General features: G+C 64.8%; 15 protein-coding genes. 7 read left to right on the top strand and 8 right to left on the bottom strand.

Annotated features, from left to right (window positions below; all coding sequences use genetic code 11):
- Positions 1-380: phosphorylase family protein (locus H3V53_RS21470; protein ID WP_473766661.1), on the top strand; the 380-nt coding region annotated here is incomplete at its 5' end.
- A gap of 143 nt (positions 381-523) precedes the next feature.
- Positions 524-1,006, top strand: coding sequence for an acyl-CoA thioesterase (locus H3V53_RS21475; RefSeq protein ID WP_336599672.1), 483 nt, complete (start codon positions 524-526; stop codon positions 1,004-1,006).
- Positions 1,007-1,113: 107 nt separating this feature from the next.
- Here the strand turns inward: H3V53_RS21475 and H3V53_RS21480 are convergent, their stop codons facing one another.
- On the bottom strand, positions 1,114-2,121 hold the full coding sequence (locus H3V53_RS21480) for an MlaA family lipoprotein (RefSeq protein ID WP_336599673.1): 1,008 nt from the start codon (positions 2,119-2,121) through the stop codon (positions 1,114-1,116).
- A 10-nt stretch (positions 2,122-2,131) separates the two neighbouring features.
- The gene (hpnN, locus tag H3V53_RS21485; protein WP_336599674.1) at positions 2,132-4,747 is read right to left on the bottom strand and encodes a hopanoid transporter HpnN; all 2,616 of its coding nucleotides are present in this window, start codon (positions 4,745-4,747) and stop codon (positions 2,132-2,134) included.
- A gap of 186 nt (positions 4,748-4,933) precedes the next feature.
- Between hpnN and H3V53_RS21490 the strand changes: the two genes are divergently transcribed.
- Entirely contained in the window at positions 4,934-5,539 is a 606-nt protein-coding gene (locus H3V53_RS21490; protein WP_054923839.1) for an ABC transporter substrate-binding protein, read from the top strand.
- A gap of 156 nt (positions 5,540-5,695) precedes the next feature.
- On the opposite strand, the gene hpnH is transcribed toward H3V53_RS21490, so the two are convergent.
- Both hpnH and ispH read right to left on the bottom strand, forming a co-directional pair.
- Entirely contained in the window at positions 5,696-6,853 is a 1,158-nt protein-coding gene (gene hpnH / locus H3V53_RS21495) for an adenosyl-hopene transferase HpnH (RefSeq protein ID WP_054923840.1), read from the bottom strand.
- Between the two features lie 10 nt (positions 6,854-6,863).
- On the bottom strand, positions 6,864-7,808 hold the full coding sequence (gene ispH / locus H3V53_RS21500) for a 4-hydroxy-3-methylbut-2-enyl diphosphate reductase (protein WP_054923841.1): 945 nt from the start codon (positions 7,806-7,808) through the stop codon (positions 6,864-6,866).
- A 480-nt stretch (positions 7,809-8,288) separates the two neighbouring features.
- Here ispH and H3V53_RS21505 point away from each other — a divergent pair, with 480 nt between their 5' ends.
- Positions 8,289-9,467: a glycosyltransferase gene (locus H3V53_RS21505; RefSeq protein WP_336599675.1), complete on the top strand. Its 1,179-nt coding sequence runs from the start codon at positions 8,289-8,291 to the stop codon at positions 9,465-9,467.
- Positions 9,464-10,153 carry a transglycosylase SLT domain-containing protein gene (locus H3V53_RS21510; protein ID WP_054923893.1) on the top strand — a complete coding sequence of 230 codons (690 nt, stop codon included), beginning with the start codon at positions 9,464-9,466 and terminating at the stop codon, positions 10,151-10,153. Before H3V53_RS21505 ends, H3V53_RS21510 begins: the two co-directional genes overlap by 4 nt.
- Positions 10,154-10,214: 61 nt before the next feature.
- On the opposite strand, the gene H3V53_RS21515 is transcribed toward H3V53_RS21510, so the two are convergent.
- Positions 10,215-10,730, bottom strand: a complete 516-nt coding sequence (locus H3V53_RS21515; protein ID WP_336599676.1) for a hypothetical protein — start codon at positions 10,728-10,730, stop codon at positions 10,215-10,217.
- 115 nt (positions 10,731-10,845) lie between these two features.
- Entirely contained in the window at positions 10,846-11,850 is a 1,005-nt protein-coding gene (gene hpnA / locus H3V53_RS21520; protein WP_336599677.1) for a hopanoid-associated sugar epimerase, read from the bottom strand.
- 245 nt (positions 11,851-12,095) lie between these two features.
- Between hpnA and H3V53_RS21525 the strand changes: the two genes are divergently transcribed.
- A complete protein-coding gene (locus H3V53_RS21525) occupies positions 12,096-12,392 on the top strand; it encodes an acylphosphatase (RefSeq protein ID WP_336599678.1) in 297 nt (98 codons plus the stop codon).
- A 76-nt stretch (positions 12,393-12,468) separates the two neighbouring features.
- Here H3V53_RS21525 and egtD read toward each other — a convergent pair whose 3' ends face one another.
- A complete protein-coding gene (gene egtD, locus H3V53_RS21530) occupies positions 12,469-13,449 on the bottom strand; it encodes an L-histidine N(alpha)-methyltransferase (protein ID WP_336599679.1) in 981 nt (326 codons plus the stop codon).
- A 510-nt stretch (positions 13,450-13,959) separates the two neighbouring features.
- Between egtD and rarD the strand changes: the two genes are divergently transcribed.
- Positions 13,960-14,850 carry an EamA family transporter RarD gene (gene rarD, locus H3V53_RS21535; RefSeq protein ID WP_336599680.1) on the top strand — a complete coding sequence of 297 codons (891 nt, stop codon included), beginning with the start codon at positions 13,960-13,962 and terminating at the stop codon, positions 14,848-14,850.
- Positions 14,851-14,944: 94 nt separating this feature from the next.
- On the opposite strand, the gene H3V53_RS21540 is transcribed toward rarD, so the two are convergent.
- The gene (locus H3V53_RS21540; protein WP_336599681.1) at positions 14,945-15,502 is read right to left on the bottom strand and encodes an Mpo1 family 2-hydroxy fatty acid dioxygenase; all 558 of its coding nucleotides are present in this window, start codon (positions 15,500-15,502) and stop codon (positions 14,945-14,947) included.
- Positions 15,503-15,680 lie beyond the last annotated feature (178 nt).

Raw genomic sequence — 15,680 nt, forward strand, 5'->3', positions numbered from 1 at the left:
TGCGGCGCGGCCCGATGGCGGGCGTCGGCGCGCCGCTCGTGGGCGCGGCCGACAAGGCGGCGCTGCACGCATCGACCGGTGCGCTCGCCGTCGACATGGAATCTCACCTCGCCGCCGCGATCGCCGAGGCGAACGGCTTGCCGTTCGCCGTCTGCCGCGCGATCGTCGATCCCGCGTGGCGCACGCTGCCGTCCGCCGCGACGGCGGGCCTGCGCGACGACGGCACGACGGCCATCGTCCCGATCCTGCGCGAACTCGCGCGCCAGCCGTCGCAACTGGGCGGCCTGCTTCAGGTTGCCGCCGATGCCCGCGCGGCGCGCGCTTCCCTCGTCGCTGGCCGCGAGGCGCTGGAACGCGCGGGGGCGCTGCGGGCGCTCTGACGCATCCAGGCAGTTGGCGCGCAAAACGAATAGTATGTTGGGCTTGCTAACCTAGGGAAAACCCTTATCTCTGATATAGTGTCAGGTGTTAACCCTAGGTCGCGTCACGAGCGCGTCCACGCTATTTCCGAAGAGGGACCGCAATGAATTTCCACACACGCAAATGGGTCAAGCCCGAAGACCTGAATCCGAACGGCACGTTGTTCGGCGGCAGTCTGCTGCGCTGGATCGATGAAGAGGCCGCGATTTACGCCATCTGCCAGCTCGACAATCAGCGCGTCGTGACCAAGTTCATGTCGGAGATCAATTTCGTCAGTTCGGCGCGTCAGGGCGACATTATCGAACTGGGCATGACGGCGACGCACTTCGGCACAACGTCCCTCACGCTGCGCTGCGAAGTGCGCAACAAGATCACGCGCAAGAGCATCCTGACTGTCGAAAAAATGGTGTTCGTGAATCTGGACGAAAACGGCAACCCGGCGCCCCACGGCCGCACGAAAATCCGTTACTCGGACGAAGCGTTCGAGCGCTACAGCGAGCAGCTCCGCGCGATGCAGCAGCATCCGGCGCTGCTGGCTTCCGACGATACGGAAGACGTGGACCAGAGCGCGGACGCGGCCCACTGACCGGCACTGGCGGCGACTGACCACAAGCGCGCTGCAAAAACCAAAGCCCCGGCGGATCGGATGATCGATCCGCCGGGGCTTTTCGTTTTTGCGCCGACGTAGAAGGCTTACTGCGAGGCCGGTTTGTCCGACGACGGTGCCGGTGTGGCGGGCGCCGGTTTGTCGGTTGTGGGCGCGGCCCCCGACGCAGGCGACGGCGCCGCGCCTTCGCCCGGATCATCGTAGTGAGGGACGCTGTTGTCGTCGGCGGGAGGACGCTTCGCGCCGCCCGCGCCCGATGCGCCTTCCGCCGGTGCGGCCTGGCCCGGGTCGCTGTAGTTCGGCAGGCTGAGGGGCGCTGCGCCCGGAACCGTGGCGGGCGCCGTGCCCGATGCGCCGCCGGGCGCTTGCGCGCCTGAATCTTCGTCGTCGCCGTAATCAGGCAACGCGGACGCGGGAGCATTGGCGCCGCGCAGCAACGACCGGCGCTGCTGCGTGTAGGCGTCGCGCACGAACGAGTATTTGTCGAGGGCGGCCTGTTCCAGCAGCGTCGTCGCGCCGAGCAGGTCGGAACGCACGCTGACGAACTGCACGAAGAACAGCGGGTACTTGTACTCCGCGCTCATATACGAGATCGGATTGGCGCGGAAGTCGACCAGATAGCCGAGACCGTCGCGGAACGAGCTCGGGCCGAACAGCGGCAGCACCAGATACGGACCGGACGGCACGCCCCAGCGGCCAAGCGTCAGGCCGAAGTCCTGCTTGTGCTTGGGCAGGCCGGCGGGCGTCGCAAAGTCGAGCAGGCCGCCAAGGCCGAACGTCGAGTTCATTGCGAAACGCATCAGGCTTTCCGTTGCGTCCTTGATGTGCAACTGCAGCAGGCTGTTCGCGAAGTTGTCGAGATCGCCCAGGTTCGAGAAGAAGTTGCTGATGGCCTGGCGCAGCGGCTGCGGCGTCACCTTCTGGTAACCCTTCGCGATCGGCACGGCGACCGTGCGGTCGAGCGCGTCGTTGAAGCTGAAAATGGCGCGGTTCATTGGCTCGAGCGGGTCGCCGGGCTTCCGGTCCGGGCCCGTCGCACACCCCGTTGCAAGACTCGCGGCGGCCAGTGCCAGCGCGGCTGTACGCATCTTCATGCGGTGTTCCTTATTGTTTCTTCGATGCGCGGCGAGCGCGCGGTTTGCCCATCAATACCGGCTGGAATACCACAGCGCCAATCAACGTGCAGACAAGGGACAGCGCCAGCAGGCGCCCCATGCTCGACGTTCCGGGGTGGTGCGACAGCCACAGGCTGCCGAAAGCCGTTGCCGTGGTGGCGGCGCTGAACAGCACGGCGTGCGTGAGACTGGATTGCAGCAGACCCGTCTGTCCCCGCCGCCACGCCATCACGAAGTAGATCTTGAACGCCACGCCGACGCCCAGCATCAACGGCAACGCGATGATATTCGCGAAATTAAGTGGCATGTTGAAGACCACACACAACTCCAGCGTGACGATCGCCGACACCAGCAGCGGCACGAGCGTGCGCAGCACATCGCCGAAGCGGCGCAGCGTGAGCCAGAGCAGCGCGCTGATCGACAGGATGGCCCACGCGCCCGCCTGGACGAACGACTTGATGATCACGTTGGCCGAATGCAGGATCGAGATCGGCCCGCCGATCGCGCCCGGTTCCGCCGCCTTCACCGACTTGGCGAAGTTGCGCAGCATCACGTCGTCGCCGGGATCGGTGCCGGGCGGTACCTTCGGCGAAATTTCGACCAGCGCCTGGCCCGTTGTTTTGGATACCCAGCCGTCGGCGATGTCTTGCGGCACGTTCTGACGCGTGATCTCCGACGGCTGCAGCAGTGTGGCCAGCTGCTTCAGCGAAATCTTCAGCGGCACCGACATCGCGCGCTCGGCGCGGTCGCGCGTCGAGACGTCCGCGGCGGCGAGCTTGGTCAGCGTGTCGGACAGATGTTTCGCTTCGGCGGCGCCCGGTCCGGGATGATCTTCGGCCGCGAGCGACAGCGAATTCGCGGTGCGCTTGAGCGCCGCGACGCGCACGGCGTCGGTGGCGGGCGGCGCGGGTGTTTGCGTGAGCGCGGGCAGCAGCTGTTCGGCAGCGGCTGAAATCAGCGCGAGCTTTTGCGGCTGGTCGGGCGGAATGTAGGTGGACAGGGTCGTCGTGCGGCCCACTTCCGGCAGCTTTGCGAGACGCGCGGCGATCCGGTCCGCATCGGCCAGCGTGGGCGCCAGCACGCGCACGTTGTTGACGGCTGCTTCGGGCGCGTCGTTCAGCGAGATCAGCGTCGCCATCGACTCCGTATTCGGGTCCTTCAGATGCAGCGGATTGAAGTCGAAGCGCAGATGCAGCAGCAGCGGCGACGCGCCGATGATCAGCACGGCCGTCGCGATCAGCACGGGCGTGCGGTTGCGATCGAGAAAGTCGTCGACGGGGGCGAGGATCGTGAAGCCTGGCGACTCCGCCTCGCCCGGCGGATTGAGAATCTTGATGAGGGCGGGCAGCAGCGTCATGTTGGTCAGATACGCGACGAACATGCCGACGCCCGCGATCTTGCCCAGCTCCGACACGCCGCGATAGGCGGTCGGCAGAAACGAGAAGAAGCTCTCGGCGACGGCGACGGCGGCGAGCGTCAACGGCACGCCGATGCTGTACGCGGTGTGGATCAGTGCGGCTGCGAGCCGGTCGTCGCGATTGCGCTCTTCGCGGTACTTGACGCCGAACTGCACGCCGAAGTCGACGCCGAGCCCGACGAACAGGACCATGAACGCGACGGAAATCATGTTCAGCGCATCGACCAGCATCAGGCCGAGCGCGGCCGTGATCACGAGGCCGACGAACAGCGTGACGAACACGGCGAAGATCAGACGTCCCGAACGCAGCGCGAGCCACAGGATGCCCAGCACGACAAAGAACGTGATGATGCCGTTGAGCTCCGCACCGTCCTGCACGGACGCGAACTCGTCGTCGGCGAGCGGCTGTTCGCCCGTCAGGCGGATGCGCGCGCCGTAGAGCGAATCCAGGTCGAGCGCCGCCGCCGTCTTGCGGATTTCCTCCGATGCGCCCGCGCCGGCCTGCAGCGCCGCGTAGTTCAGCTTCGGCTGCACGACGATGAATGCGCGCGCGGGCACTTTGGCGGCATCCTTGTCGACGAGCGCGCGCCACGAGAACACGGCGGGTTCGTTGGCGAGCACGTGATCGAGCACGGTCGCACTGCGCGAGAGCAGGTTGCTCATGTCGGCGAGCTTCACCTGGCCGATCTGCAGCGGCAGCAGCAGCGTCGTATTGAGCGTGCCCGCGAGTCCCGTCAGGCTCGGATCATGAGCGAGCGAATTGATGAGAGGCCGCGCCTTGACCAGTTGCGAAGTCGTCGATTGCACCTCGGCGACGGACGGAAACAGCAAGCCGTTCTTTTCGAAGAACGGGCCGCTGCCCGGTTGCGTGACGGAGCTGAACTCCGTGGTGTTCTTCTGCAACTCGGCGGCCAGCATGTTCGCGGCGGCATCCGCGTATTCGGGCGCCCCCGCCTCGACGACCACCAGCAGCGTCTGCCCGCGATCGGGAAAGGCCTTGTCGATCTGCTCGCCCAGTGCGGTCCATTTCGCATCGTTCTCGACGAGACGGCTGATGTCGGTGTTGATCTTGAAGTGATGAACGACATAGATGGCGCTTAGCACGGCAAGCACGAGCGACAGCACGATGACGTGCAACGGGCGGCGCACCGACCAGACGACGAGGCGGACGATTGAGGACTTCAGCATGTACGCGAGCGGGCCCTTGTCATGATTGGCATTATGGGTTGAGGGCACAAGTATACCGACGACGCCGCACGGTCGCGTAAGTGAACCCTGTGCAGCCCGTCAAAGTCTTAAGTCGGTATACTGGCCCCAATCGCGCGGGATGCCGCCTGTCCGCGCGCGTTCACTCCTAACTGTCCCGACGAGCGTATGAAACGTTATCTCTCTGCTTTTCTGGCAGCCGCCGTGGTTTCCACCGCGGCTTTCGCACAAAGCGCGCCTGACGCGATCGTGAAGAGCGCGGTCGAGGGCACGGTCAACGCGATGAAGGCCGACCCGCAGGCTCGCGGCGGCGACATGAAGAAGATCACCCAGGTGGTCGAAACGCATTTCGTGCCCGCCACGAATTTCCAGCGCACCACGCGTATCGCCGTGGGCAAGGCGTGGGCCACGGCTACGCCGGAGCAGCAGAAACAACTGTATGAGCAATTCACGAAGTTGCTTGTCGGCACCTATGCCGCCTCGCTGTCGCAACTGCGCGATCAGGACGTGAAGTTCCGCTTCGCGCCGTCGAATGCAGCCGCCGATGCGAAAGATACCGTCGTCCAGTCGCATGTGCTGAGCAACGGCGGCGACGACTCCATCGACTATCGGCTGGAAAAAACGGCGAACGGCTGGAAGATTTACGACATCAACATGATGGGCGCGTGGCTGATCCAGGTGTATCAGACGCAGTTTCAGGATCAGCTGAACAAGGGCGGCGTCGACGGCCTGATCAAGTTCCTCACCGAACACAACGCGCGCAGCGCGGGCTGACGCGACAAACCTTGCACTTGCCGCGCATCTTTGCGCGGCAAGTGCAAGGCCGCGCAAACCCGGCCACACAAAAGTCACGGCACAAACAGAAAGAGCGCAACGGTTTGACCCATTGCGCTCTTTTTTATCCGAAGCGGACGAACGTCAGTCCAACGGTCAGTTCAACGCCGCCGCCGACGTCTGCACCTTCTTCCCCGTGCCCTTGACCTTGATCTCTTCGAGCTTGATCTCGACGTGGCGCGAGAACACGTACTCCGCGGGACGCTGCTTGTCGAGCGGGATGTCCTTGACGAACGCCCCCGTCGTCTTCGCGCCGCTCAGGCTGACCTTCAGCGCCTTCAGCGGATGCGCGACCGTGTCCATCACGGCTGTCGCCTCGAAGCCGCAGTGGACCATGCAGTCCGCGCACTTCTCATATTTGCCCGTGCCGTACTTGTCCCAGTCGGTGGTTTCCATCAGTTCCTTGAAGGTCTTGACGTAACCTTCGCCGACCAGATAGCACGGCTTTTGCCAGCCGAACACCGTGCGCGCCGGGTTGCCCCACGGCGTGCATTCGTAGCTCTGGTTGCCGGCCAGGAAGTCGAGGAACAGGCTCGACTGGCTGAACGACCACTTCTTGCCGTTGTTGCCGCGCTTGAAGATTTCGCGGAACAGGGTCTTGGTCTTGTCGCGGTTCAGGAAGTGCTGTTGGTCCGGGGCACGTTCATACGCATAGCCCGGCGACACCGTGATGCCGTCCACGCCCATCTCGCCGACGGTGTCGAAGAACTTCGCCACGCGCTCGGGCACGGCGTCGTTGAACAGCGTGCAGTTGATGTTCACGCGGAAGCCGCGGCGCTTGGCTTCCTTGATGGCCGCGACGGCCTTGTCGTACACGCCTTCCTGCGAGACCGAGTGATCGTGCGCTTCGCGGTCGCCGTCGAGGTGCACCGACCAGACGAAGTACGGGTTCGGCTCGTAATCGTCCATCTTCTTTTCCATCAGCAGCGCGTTCGTGCACAGGTACACGAACTTCTTGCGCGCCATGATGCCCTTGACGATCTCGGGCATTTCCTTGTGCAGCAGCGGCTCGCCGCCCGCGATCGAGACCACGGGTGCGTTGCACTCGTCGACGGCTTCCAGGCATTCGGCCAGCGACAGACGCTGGTTCAGGATGGGATCGGGATAGTCGATCTTGCCGCAACCGTTACATGCGAGGTTGCAGCGGAACAGCGGCTCGAGCATCAGCGCGAGCGGGTAGCGTTTGTTGCCCTTGAGGTGCTGGCTCATGATGTATGCGCCAACCCGGACTTTTTGTAGCATCGGAATAGACAAATCGTCCTCCTTAAACTTCGCGTGCAGCGAGTGGTTGCGTCAGCTTCGACGGCAACTTGAATTCAACCTTTTCTTCACGTCCCGCCATCGTGGTTACGTCGACGGGGCCCAGTGCGCGAAGCGCATCGATCACGTTCTCGACCATTTCTTCCGGTGCCGATGCGCCTGCCGTGATGCCGACCGTTTTCACGTTGGCGAACCATTCCGGCCTGACTTCGGAGCCATCGGCGACGAGGTAGCTCGGCACCCCCGATTCGCTGCCGATTTCGCGCAGGCGGTTCGAGTTCGAGCTGTTCGTTGCGCCCACTACCAGCAGCACGTCGACTTGCGAACTGAGTTCGCGCACGGCTGCCTGGCGGTTTTGCGTCGCGTAGCAGATGTCGCGCGTGTCCGGTCCGACGATGTCGGGAAAGCGGCGCTTCAGCGCGTCGATGATGCCGCGCGTATCGTCCACCGACAGCGTGGTCTGCGTGACGTAGGCAAGCGGCGTGTCGATGGGCAGTTCCAGCCGCGCGACTTCCGCTTCGCTTTGCACGAGCAGCACGGTGCCCGGAATCTGACCGATCGTGCCTTCGACTTCGGGATGGCCCGCGTGTCCGATCAGGATCAGCGTGCGCCCGCCCGCCACATACTGGCGGCCTTGCACATGAACTTTCGTCACCAGCGGGCAGGTGGCGTCGAGCACGTCGAGGCCGCGCTGCTCCGCGTCGCGTTCGACGCTTTGCGCAACACCGTGGGCACTGAAAATGGCAACTGCGCCCTGCGGCACTTCATCGAGTTCCTCGACGAAGCGCGCGCCTTTACGGCGAAGATTATCGACCACGTGCCTGTTGTGGACGATTTCGTGACGCACATAAACTGGTGCGCCATGTTGCTGCAAAGCGCGATCGACAATTTCGATCGCCCTTACAACCCCCGCACAAAAGCCGCGGGGTTGAGCAAGGATGACTCGCATAGGCTGGCGAACTCCGACTGACGCGGGGTTCCGGGCAGATCGGTAAAAACGACCTGTTCGCCGCGTCTGTATATTTAGTTGATGTCTTAAATCCGACGAAAGTCGATACTCGAGACCAAACGCGCATTCTAACGCTATCGGCTTCCGTTTGCTTTTCAGGAGCCGCGGAGTGTGGCGTTTGCGCGCCGTGGTCTGCGGCAAAAATGACTCGCTGCGCCGGCTGGCGGGAACCCTTAAACTATCGGGCTTTGTTGCGCCGACGCATGGCTTGCGCTTTCCGGCGCACAGCTTGTGAATTTTCTGCGGCGTCTACCGCGGACGACGCATTCTTGAACGGTTCGGGACGGCGGCCTATCACATAATCGGCGGCTGGGACGTACTCGATTTCCACGACTGGCGCCGCGCCCGTTTGCAGGCGCGCCGCGCCCGTCGCCGCGCCGCCATGCAGGCCGGCGGCGCGGCATTCATAGAGGGCAATGCATGATGGCGGCGGTTCTGTTTCTGTTGGCGTGTCTGTCGCTGTTGATCTGGTGTGTGCTGCTGCTCGCGCGCGGCGGCTTCTGGCGCGCACAGCCTGCCGCGCCGCTCGCGCCGCAAACGCGCGACGCGTGGCCCGGCGTCGTCGCCGTCGTGCCCGCGCGCAACGAGGCGGACGTGATTGCGCAGGCCGTCACGTCGCTGCTCACGCAGGACTATCCGGGCGAATTTCATGTGATCGTCGTCGACGACCACAGCAGCGACGGCACCGCCGACGCCGCCCGCGCGGCCGCGCTCGCGCTGCAATGCCCGGACCGTCTGACGGTGATTACCGCGAAGCCGCTGCCGACGGGCTGGTCCGGCAAGGTGTGGGCGCAGTCGCAGGGCATCGAGGCGGCGCGTTCATTGGGTTTCACGCCCGAATACCTGCTGCTGACGGACGCCGACATCGGCCATCCCGCCGACGCCCTCACGCAACTCGTCATGCGCGCCGACGCCGAACAGCGCGATCTCGTCTCGCTGATGGTGCGTCTGCGCTGCGATTCGTTCTGGGAAAAAGCGCTGATTCCCGCCTTCGTGTTCTTCTTCGCGAAGCTGTATCCGTTCGCATGGGTCAACAATCCCCGCAACCGCACGGCGGGCGCGGCGGGCGGCTGCATGCTGGTGCGCCGCACGGCGCTGGAAGAAGCGGGTGGCATCGAATCGATCCGCGCCGAACTGATCGACGATTGCAGTCTCGCCGCGCGCATCAAGCATCGCGGCGAAGGCCGTCACCCCATCCGGCTGGACGTGGCGGCGCGCAGCGTGTCGCTGCGCCCGTACGACAGCTGGCGCGAAATCTGGAACATGATCGCGCGCACCGCGTTCACGCAGTTGCGCTATTCGGCGTGGCTGCTCGCGGGCACGCTGCTCGGCATGACGATCATCTACCTCGTGCCGCCCGTCGTCGCCGTCGTGCTCGGGCCGAAGGGCTGGCCCGCATGGCTCGCGTGGGCCGCGATGTGCTGCGCGTACGCGCCGATGCTGCGCTACTACCATCGCTCGCCGCTCTGGGCGCCGTTCCTGCCCCTCGTCGCGCTGTTCTACGTCAGCGCGACGTTCGGTTCGGCCGTGCGCTACTGGCGCGGCAAGGGCGGGCAATGGAAGGCGCGCGTGCAGGCGCCTGCCGGGACGAATCAATGAAGCGGCTCGTCTGCCTGATCGCGCTGATATCCACCGTGATGTTGGGCTCGATGCAAGGCGCATTCGCCGACGACCAGACCAGCCACGACCGCACCACCGACTATCTGCGCCAGAAGTTCGGCCTCGCCAAAGAAAAGGCCGAGCAGATCTCAAACGCGGTGCGCGCCGCGTCGGACAAGTACGCGCTGCCGCCCGCGCTGATCCTCGCGATCATCTCGATCGAATCGCGCTTCAAGGAGAAGGCCAAGGGCGGCAACGGTGCGACGGGCCTGATGCAGGTCGTGCCCGGCGCGCACCGGCGCATGCTGAAAGACGTGAAGGATCTGACCGACCCTGAGACCAACATCGAAGTCGGCTCGGCGATCCTGTATGGCTACATGAAGTCGGCGGGCGGCGATCTGAATGCCGCGCTGAAGAGCTACGGCGGGTCGCAGGCGTACGCGGAAAAGGTGAATGGCCGCGCGAAGACGTTTGCCGAAGTGGTCGACGCCCAGGCCAGCGCGGCATCCGTCGCCGATCAGCCGCTGCCGTCGCGCGACGGCGGGTGTGACGCGCGCTATACGTCGCTGTGTATCGGGCCCGTGGTGTACGTGAGCCCTGCGCCCGACGCCGCGTCCAGTCCGACGGTCACGCAGCGCGCGGCAAAATTGCTGAACTCGCTATTGCCGCTGTCGTCGTCGAACTGAGCGGCGTATTGAGGGGTGCATTGAGCGGCGCACTGCGGTCGGCTCGACGAGCCGCCGCGCATCACTTCTGCGTGAGCATCATGTACATCTGGATGACCATGTCCGGCGAGAACTGGAACGGCACCCAGCCGTGCCCCGTATGACGCATGACGAGCAGGCGGTCGCCGTTGGACTGCTTCTGCACGGCCATCATCGGATTCTTCGTCGACACGAAACGCCAGCCGGCAGGCAGATTCGGCGGGACTTCGGGCTCCATCGACGCGCGCGCGTTCGACAGTTCCTCGACCAGTTGACCGACCTGCAGCGGATGCAGCGTGACGGACTGGCCGCCGATGGTCATCGTGATTTCGTTATGGCTCGGGCGCTCGATGTGCAGCGTGGGCTTCTGATCTGCAGCGGGCGCAGCGGCCATGTCGACGGGCGCGTCCGCCGACGCCTCGACAACCGGCACGTCAGCCGCTGCTTCGTCTTGCGCGGGCCGAGCGTTCGCCGTGTCGGCGCGATGCGTTGCCGTCGCGGCCTGAATGAGCTGATCGACGCCCGACTCGAGCTCGCCAAGCTGTTCCTGAAGATTCATGCGTAGTTCTCTGGTAAGACCCGCGATTTTACCTTCTGCGCGCCGACCTTAGCCTGAGAGGCGACGCCGAGTTGTAACAAACCGTATGCGAGCCGCGCAGGAACGGAACGAAAAATCACGCCTTCAGATAACCCGCGTCGCGAAACCAGTCGAGCGCGTCGCGCAAGCCTTCCCGATACGGCCGCGCGTGATAGCCGAGTTCGCGCTCCGCCTTCGCCGACGTGAAATACATCTTGTTCTTCGACATCTTCAGACCGTCCACGGTCACGAACGGCTCGCGCTTCGTGAACTTCGCGACGGCTTCCGCGCCCATTGCGAGGGGATACAGCGGCCAGCGCGGCAACGCGATGGTCGGCGCCTTGCGCCCGACCATGCCGGCGATATCCGCGAGCATCTGCTGCAGCGGCAGATTCTCGCCGCCCAGAATGTAGCGCTCGCCGATCTTGCCGCGTTCGAGCGCGAGGAAATGACCCATCGCGACATCGTTGACGTGCACGAGGTTCAGGCCCGTGTCGACGAACGCGGGAATCTTGCCCAGCGCCGCCTCGACGATGATGCGGCCCGTCGGCGTCGGCTTCACGTCGCGCGGACCGATGGGCGTCGACGGATTCACGATCACGGCGGGCAGGCCGTCGTTCGCGATCATGCGTTCGACGGCGCGTTCGGCGAGCACCTTGCTGCGCTTGTAGACGCCGATCGCCTGCTGCGGCGTCATCGGCGAGGTTTCGTCGACCGACTGGCCCGAGCCCGTCACCTTCAGCGTCGCGACGCTGCTCGTGTAGACGATGCGTTCGACGCCTTCCTTCAGCGCGGCGCGCATCGTCGCTTCCGTGCCTTCCAGGTTCGAGCGCTCGATTTCGAGCGGGTCGGGCGCCCACAACCGGTAGTCCGCCGCGACGTGCAGCAGATATCGCGCGCGCTGCAGCGCGCGCACGACTTCGTCGCGCATGTCGCCGACGGCGATTTCCGCGTCGAGCGATTCGACGTTGCGGCGCGGGCTGGTCGGCCGCACGAGCACGCGCACCGCGAAACCCTTTTGCTGCGCGATGCGCGCGACGGCCGAGCCGACGAAACCGGAGGCACCGGTGACGAGTACGAGATCGCGAGTCTGATCGGTCATTGCTTGCCGTTTTCCTGAAAGCTGCGTGAAGTGCCGCCTGACGGGCGCATGGTTGAGGTTTGCAGAGGTCGGATTGTACGTGCTGCGTGTTTGGCGTGGCGCTTGCGGCGGGCAAGCCTGCCTGGCCGGACGCAAGCAAAGCCCGCGAGGCGCGACTAGAATGCCCGCGTAAACCTGATGTCGCTGCGGCAACGTCCATGCAGGAACGTCAGTGCGGCAAGGCAAACGTACAAGGAGGTGAGAGCATGACCGGCACGGATCTCGATTCGCGGATCGAAACGTATTACGTGCGGGTGCGCGGCGTGGTGCAGGGCGTGGGCTTCCGTCACGCGACGGTGCGCCAGGCGCATGCGCTGGGTATCCGGGGATGGGTGGCGAATCTGGACGACGGTTCTGTCGAGGCGATGCTGCAAGGCCCGGCGAACCAGGTCGACCGGATGCTGTCGTGGCTGCGTCACGGGCCGCCGGCCGCGCGCGTGACGGAAGTCGCGGGCGAAGAACGCGCCACCGACAAACGCTACGAGCGCTTCGAGCAGCACTGAAGCAACGCGCGCGGGAGCGAACCGCGAGCCCGCGCGTCGCAGCCGTCACGTCATACGAACGCGTGACAACTAGCCCTCAGCGCGCCACCAGCAAGCTTTCCGCAAAGCCCCAGTCGTGTTCGATCCATTGATGACTGCACGCGAAGCCCGCGTCATCGGCGATCGCGTGCAATTCTTCCGCACGATACTTGTGGCTGCTTTCCGTCCAGATCGTCTCGCCTTCCTGCAGTTCGACCGTCAGCTTCGCCGCGCGCACCTGCGCACTCACGCGACGCTTCGCGCGCAGATGCATCTCGATGCTGCGCACATCCGCGTTGAAGCGCGCGACGTGCTCGAACGCGTCGAGGGGGAAATCGCCATCCAGCTCGCGGTTGATCCGCGCAAGCAGATTCAGATTGAACGCCGCCGTCACGCCGATCGGGTCGTCGTATGCGGCGATCAGCACGGGCACGGGCTTTTCGAGGTCGGTGCCGAGCAGCAGCGCGTCGCCGGGCGCGAGCATGTTGCGGATCTCGCGCAGAAAGCGCGTGGCCGCGAGCCGCCCGAAATTGCCGATGGTGCTGCCGAGAAACAGCACCAGCAGGGGTTCGTCTTTCGCGCGCCGCTTGCTCACTTCGGCGAGCCCCGCAAGGTAGTCTCGCTCGTAACCGACGATCGAAATCCGTTCGATATCGCCGAGCTCGCGGCGACACAATTGCAAAGCGGTGCGCGAAATTTCAATCGGGCTGTAAGTCGTGGGGCGCTTTTTACAGAGCGCTTCGAGGATACGGCGCGTCTTGCGGCCGCTGCCGCTGCCCAGCTCCGCGACGATCGCATCGTGCGGCAGATGCGCGACGATATCGTTCGCGTGGTTCGCGAGCAGGCGTTCTTCGGCGCGCGTGACGCCGTATTCGGGCAGCGCGGTGATCACCTCGAACAGCGCCGAGCCCACTTCATCGTAGAGATATTTCGACGGCAACTCCTTCTGCGGCGCTTTGCTGAGGCCAGCGCGAACAGCGGCGGCGAATTCCGGCGATACGTCGTGCGTCAGATGATGCGATACGGCTGGCTGAGTCATGTTGGCTCCGTGTTGTCTCGTTCCAGTGGAGGACTGCGGAACAGCGAAAGCGTTGGAGGTGAATGGACCGGCATGCGTTCAGGCCAATCAGCGTGAGCGCGTTCGATGACGGGCGCGTGTCTGCGTTCGTGCCTCGGGGCGCGTCGAAGCAGACTGAAAGCCGCGGCGGGCGGCCTGGACGGAACAGCGAAGCAAAAACTGCGCACGCGTTTCCGCCGATGATTCGCCCGCATCGCGCGGCGGGAAGTGGAGTTTGTTTTTATAGTGCATTGCACGCAAACGTGCACGGGAACTGCCCGGCGAAAAACACGATGCGGCTTCGCAACCCGTCTAGAATGCGCGCTTCACGTCGTCGCGATGCGGCGCGCCCGTCAGCGCCGGCGTCGCGCAACTAACACCGTAGTTAAAACAAAACCCGAGAATGGACGAATCAGCTCGCGGCAGCACGTCTGGCCGCACGCAACATCGCAAGAGAAATAGAGCAAACGGCTTCCCGCAGCGGATCGACCGATGAATGCCTACCAGCCGGGACGCGGCATCGCGCTGTCCGTGAGCGCATCGGCGCTGTTCGCGCTGCTCTCCGTCTACGCGAAGCTGCTCGCGCCGTTGACAGGACTCGACATCTTCGCGTGGCGCGTGATCTGGACCGTGCCGGGCGCTTTCACATTGCTCGCGATGCGCTCGCGCCTGCCGCAGCTCACGGCGCTGTTGCAGCGCGCCGTCAGCGAGCCGCGCACGGCGCTGCTGCTCGTCGTCAGCGCGGCGCTGCTGGGCTTGCAGTTGTGGGTGTTCCTGTGGGCGCCGCTGCACGGGCGAATGCTGGAGGTGTCGCTGGGCTATTTCCTGCTGCCGCTGACGATGGTGCTGCTCGGGCGCTTCTACTATCACGAGCGGCTCGAGCCGCTGCAGTGGCTCGCGGTCGCGTGCGCGGCGCTCGGCGTGCTGCACGAACTATGGGTGACGCGGGCGTTCTCATGGCCGACGTTGCTCGTCGCGCTTGGCTATCCGCCGTATTTCGTGCTGCGTCGCAAGATCAACGCCGATTCGCTGACGGCGTTCGCGCTGGAGATGTCGCTGCTGTTGCCGTTCGCGCTGGCGATGGCGGTGACCGGGGGCTCGCTCGCGCTGCTGTCGGGCCGCGTTGAATTATGGCTGCTGTTGCTGCCGGGGCTCGGCGCGTTGAGCACGGTGGCGCTCGCGTCGTACCTGAAGGCCAGCCGTTTGCTGCCGATGGCGCTGTTCGGCATTCTCGGCTACGTCGAGCCCGTGCTGCTGGTGATCGTATCCGTCACGCTGCTCGGCGAAACGTTGACGGCGCAGCAGTTGGGCACTTACGTGCCTATCTGGGTCGCGGTCGGGCTGACTGCGCTGCACGGCGTGCGGCTACTCGCGCCGCGCTGACGGGCGGCAAGAGCGGACCAGGCGACGTGAGCGGCATGGGCGGCATGGGCGGTGAGGGCGGTGAGGACGACACGAGCGGCGCTGCGCGACCGCCTCACGACCGGCGATGCGTCGCGGCAGGCGCGGCGCGGTCGTGAGTCGGGCCGGCCTTTGCCTCGATCGCCTCGCGCAACGCGGGGCGCCAGCCGAACGCGAACAGCGCTTCCGCTAGCACGAACAGCGGCCCGACCAGCAGGCCGATCACATCGTCGACGAAGGCGGGCTTGCGATGCTCGTAAGCAGCGTGTCCGACGAACTGAAACACCCAGCCGATCACGAACAATCCGATGCCCGATGCGAGCCACACGAAAGTGGACTGCCCGGCGAGCCACGCGCCGCACGCGATGCACAGCGCCGACACGACGGTCATCATCAGGCCGAGCGCGACGTCGAGCGCGAAGTAGTAGACCACGCTCGGGCCGAACAGCAGCCACGCGAGGGATAGCGTGAACGGCAACGCAAACGGCAGCCGCGCGAGCGTCCAGGCAGGGCGGCTCAGCAGCACGGCGATGGCGAGCACGATCATCGGAATCCCGATGAAGTGCGTCGCGATGTTGCGCCGGTCGCGATGATAGGCCGCATATTGCGCGAGCTGATCGGTGAGCGTTCTCATAGATGACGTTTCCTCGTCGAAATCGTCCTGGTCGCGGACGGCGCGATGTCGCCGCCGATCGTCCGACTCTAGCAGCCGCGCCTGGAGTGATGACTTCAAACATCCGATTGCGCGCGGCCCGCGTTCTTTAGAGATAGGCGATCAGGCGAGCCGGGTACGATTGCCGATATTTTTTTCG

It is taken from the genome of Paraburkholderia bengalensis (assembly GCF_037126505.1).
Classification (GTDB): domain Bacteria; phylum Pseudomonadota; class Gammaproteobacteria; order Burkholderiales; family Burkholderiaceae; genus Paraburkholderia; species Paraburkholderia bengalensis.

Coding starts and splice junctions, on each gene's coding strand:
- H3V53_RS21525 (WP_336599678.1), top strand. CDS start 12,096: ATGACCGGCACGGATCTCGATTCGCGGATCGAAACGTATTACGTGCGG.
- rarD (WP_336599680.1), top strand. CDS start 13,960: ATGAATGCCTACCAGCCGGGACGCGGCATCGCGCTGTCCGTGAGCGCA.
- H3V53_RS21540 (WP_336599681.1), bottom strand. CDS start 15,502: ATGAGAACGCTCACCGATCAGCTCGCGCAATATGCGGCCTATCATCGC.
- H3V53_RS21510 (WP_054923893.1), top strand. CDS start 9,464: ATGAAGCGGCTCGTCTGCCTGATCGCGCTGATATCCACCGTGATGTTG.
- H3V53_RS21480 (WP_336599673.1), bottom strand. CDS start 2,121: ATGAAGATGCGTACAGCCGCGCTGGCACTGGCCGCCGCGAGTCTTGCA.
- egtD (WP_336599679.1), bottom strand. CDS start 13,449: ATGACTCAGCCAGCCGTATCGCATCATCTGACGCACGACGTATCGCCG.
- hpnA (WP_336599677.1), bottom strand. CDS start 11,850: ATGACCGATCAGACTCGCGATCTCGTACTCGTCACCGGTGCCTCCGGT.
- H3V53_RS21475 (WP_336599672.1), top strand. CDS start 524: ATGAATTTCCACACACGCAAATGGGTCAAGCCCGAAGACCTGAATCCG.
- H3V53_RS21505 (WP_336599675.1), top strand. CDS start 8,289: ATGATGGCGGCGGTTCTGTTTCTGTTGGCGTGTCTGTCGCTGTTGATC.
- ispH (WP_054923841.1), bottom strand. CDS start 7,808: ATGCGAGTCATCCTTGCTCAACCCCGCGGCTTTTGTGCGGGGGTTGTA.
- H3V53_RS21490 (WP_054923839.1), top strand. CDS start 4,934: ATGAAACGTTATCTCTCTGCTTTTCTGGCAGCCGCCGTGGTTTCCACC.
- hpnN (WP_336599674.1), bottom strand. CDS start 4,747: ATGCTGAAGTCCTCAATCGTCCGCCTCGTCGTCTGGTCGGTGCGCCGC.
- H3V53_RS21515 (WP_336599676.1), bottom strand. CDS start 10,730: ATGAATCTTCAGGAACAGCTTGGCGAGCTCGAGTCGGGCGTCGATCAG.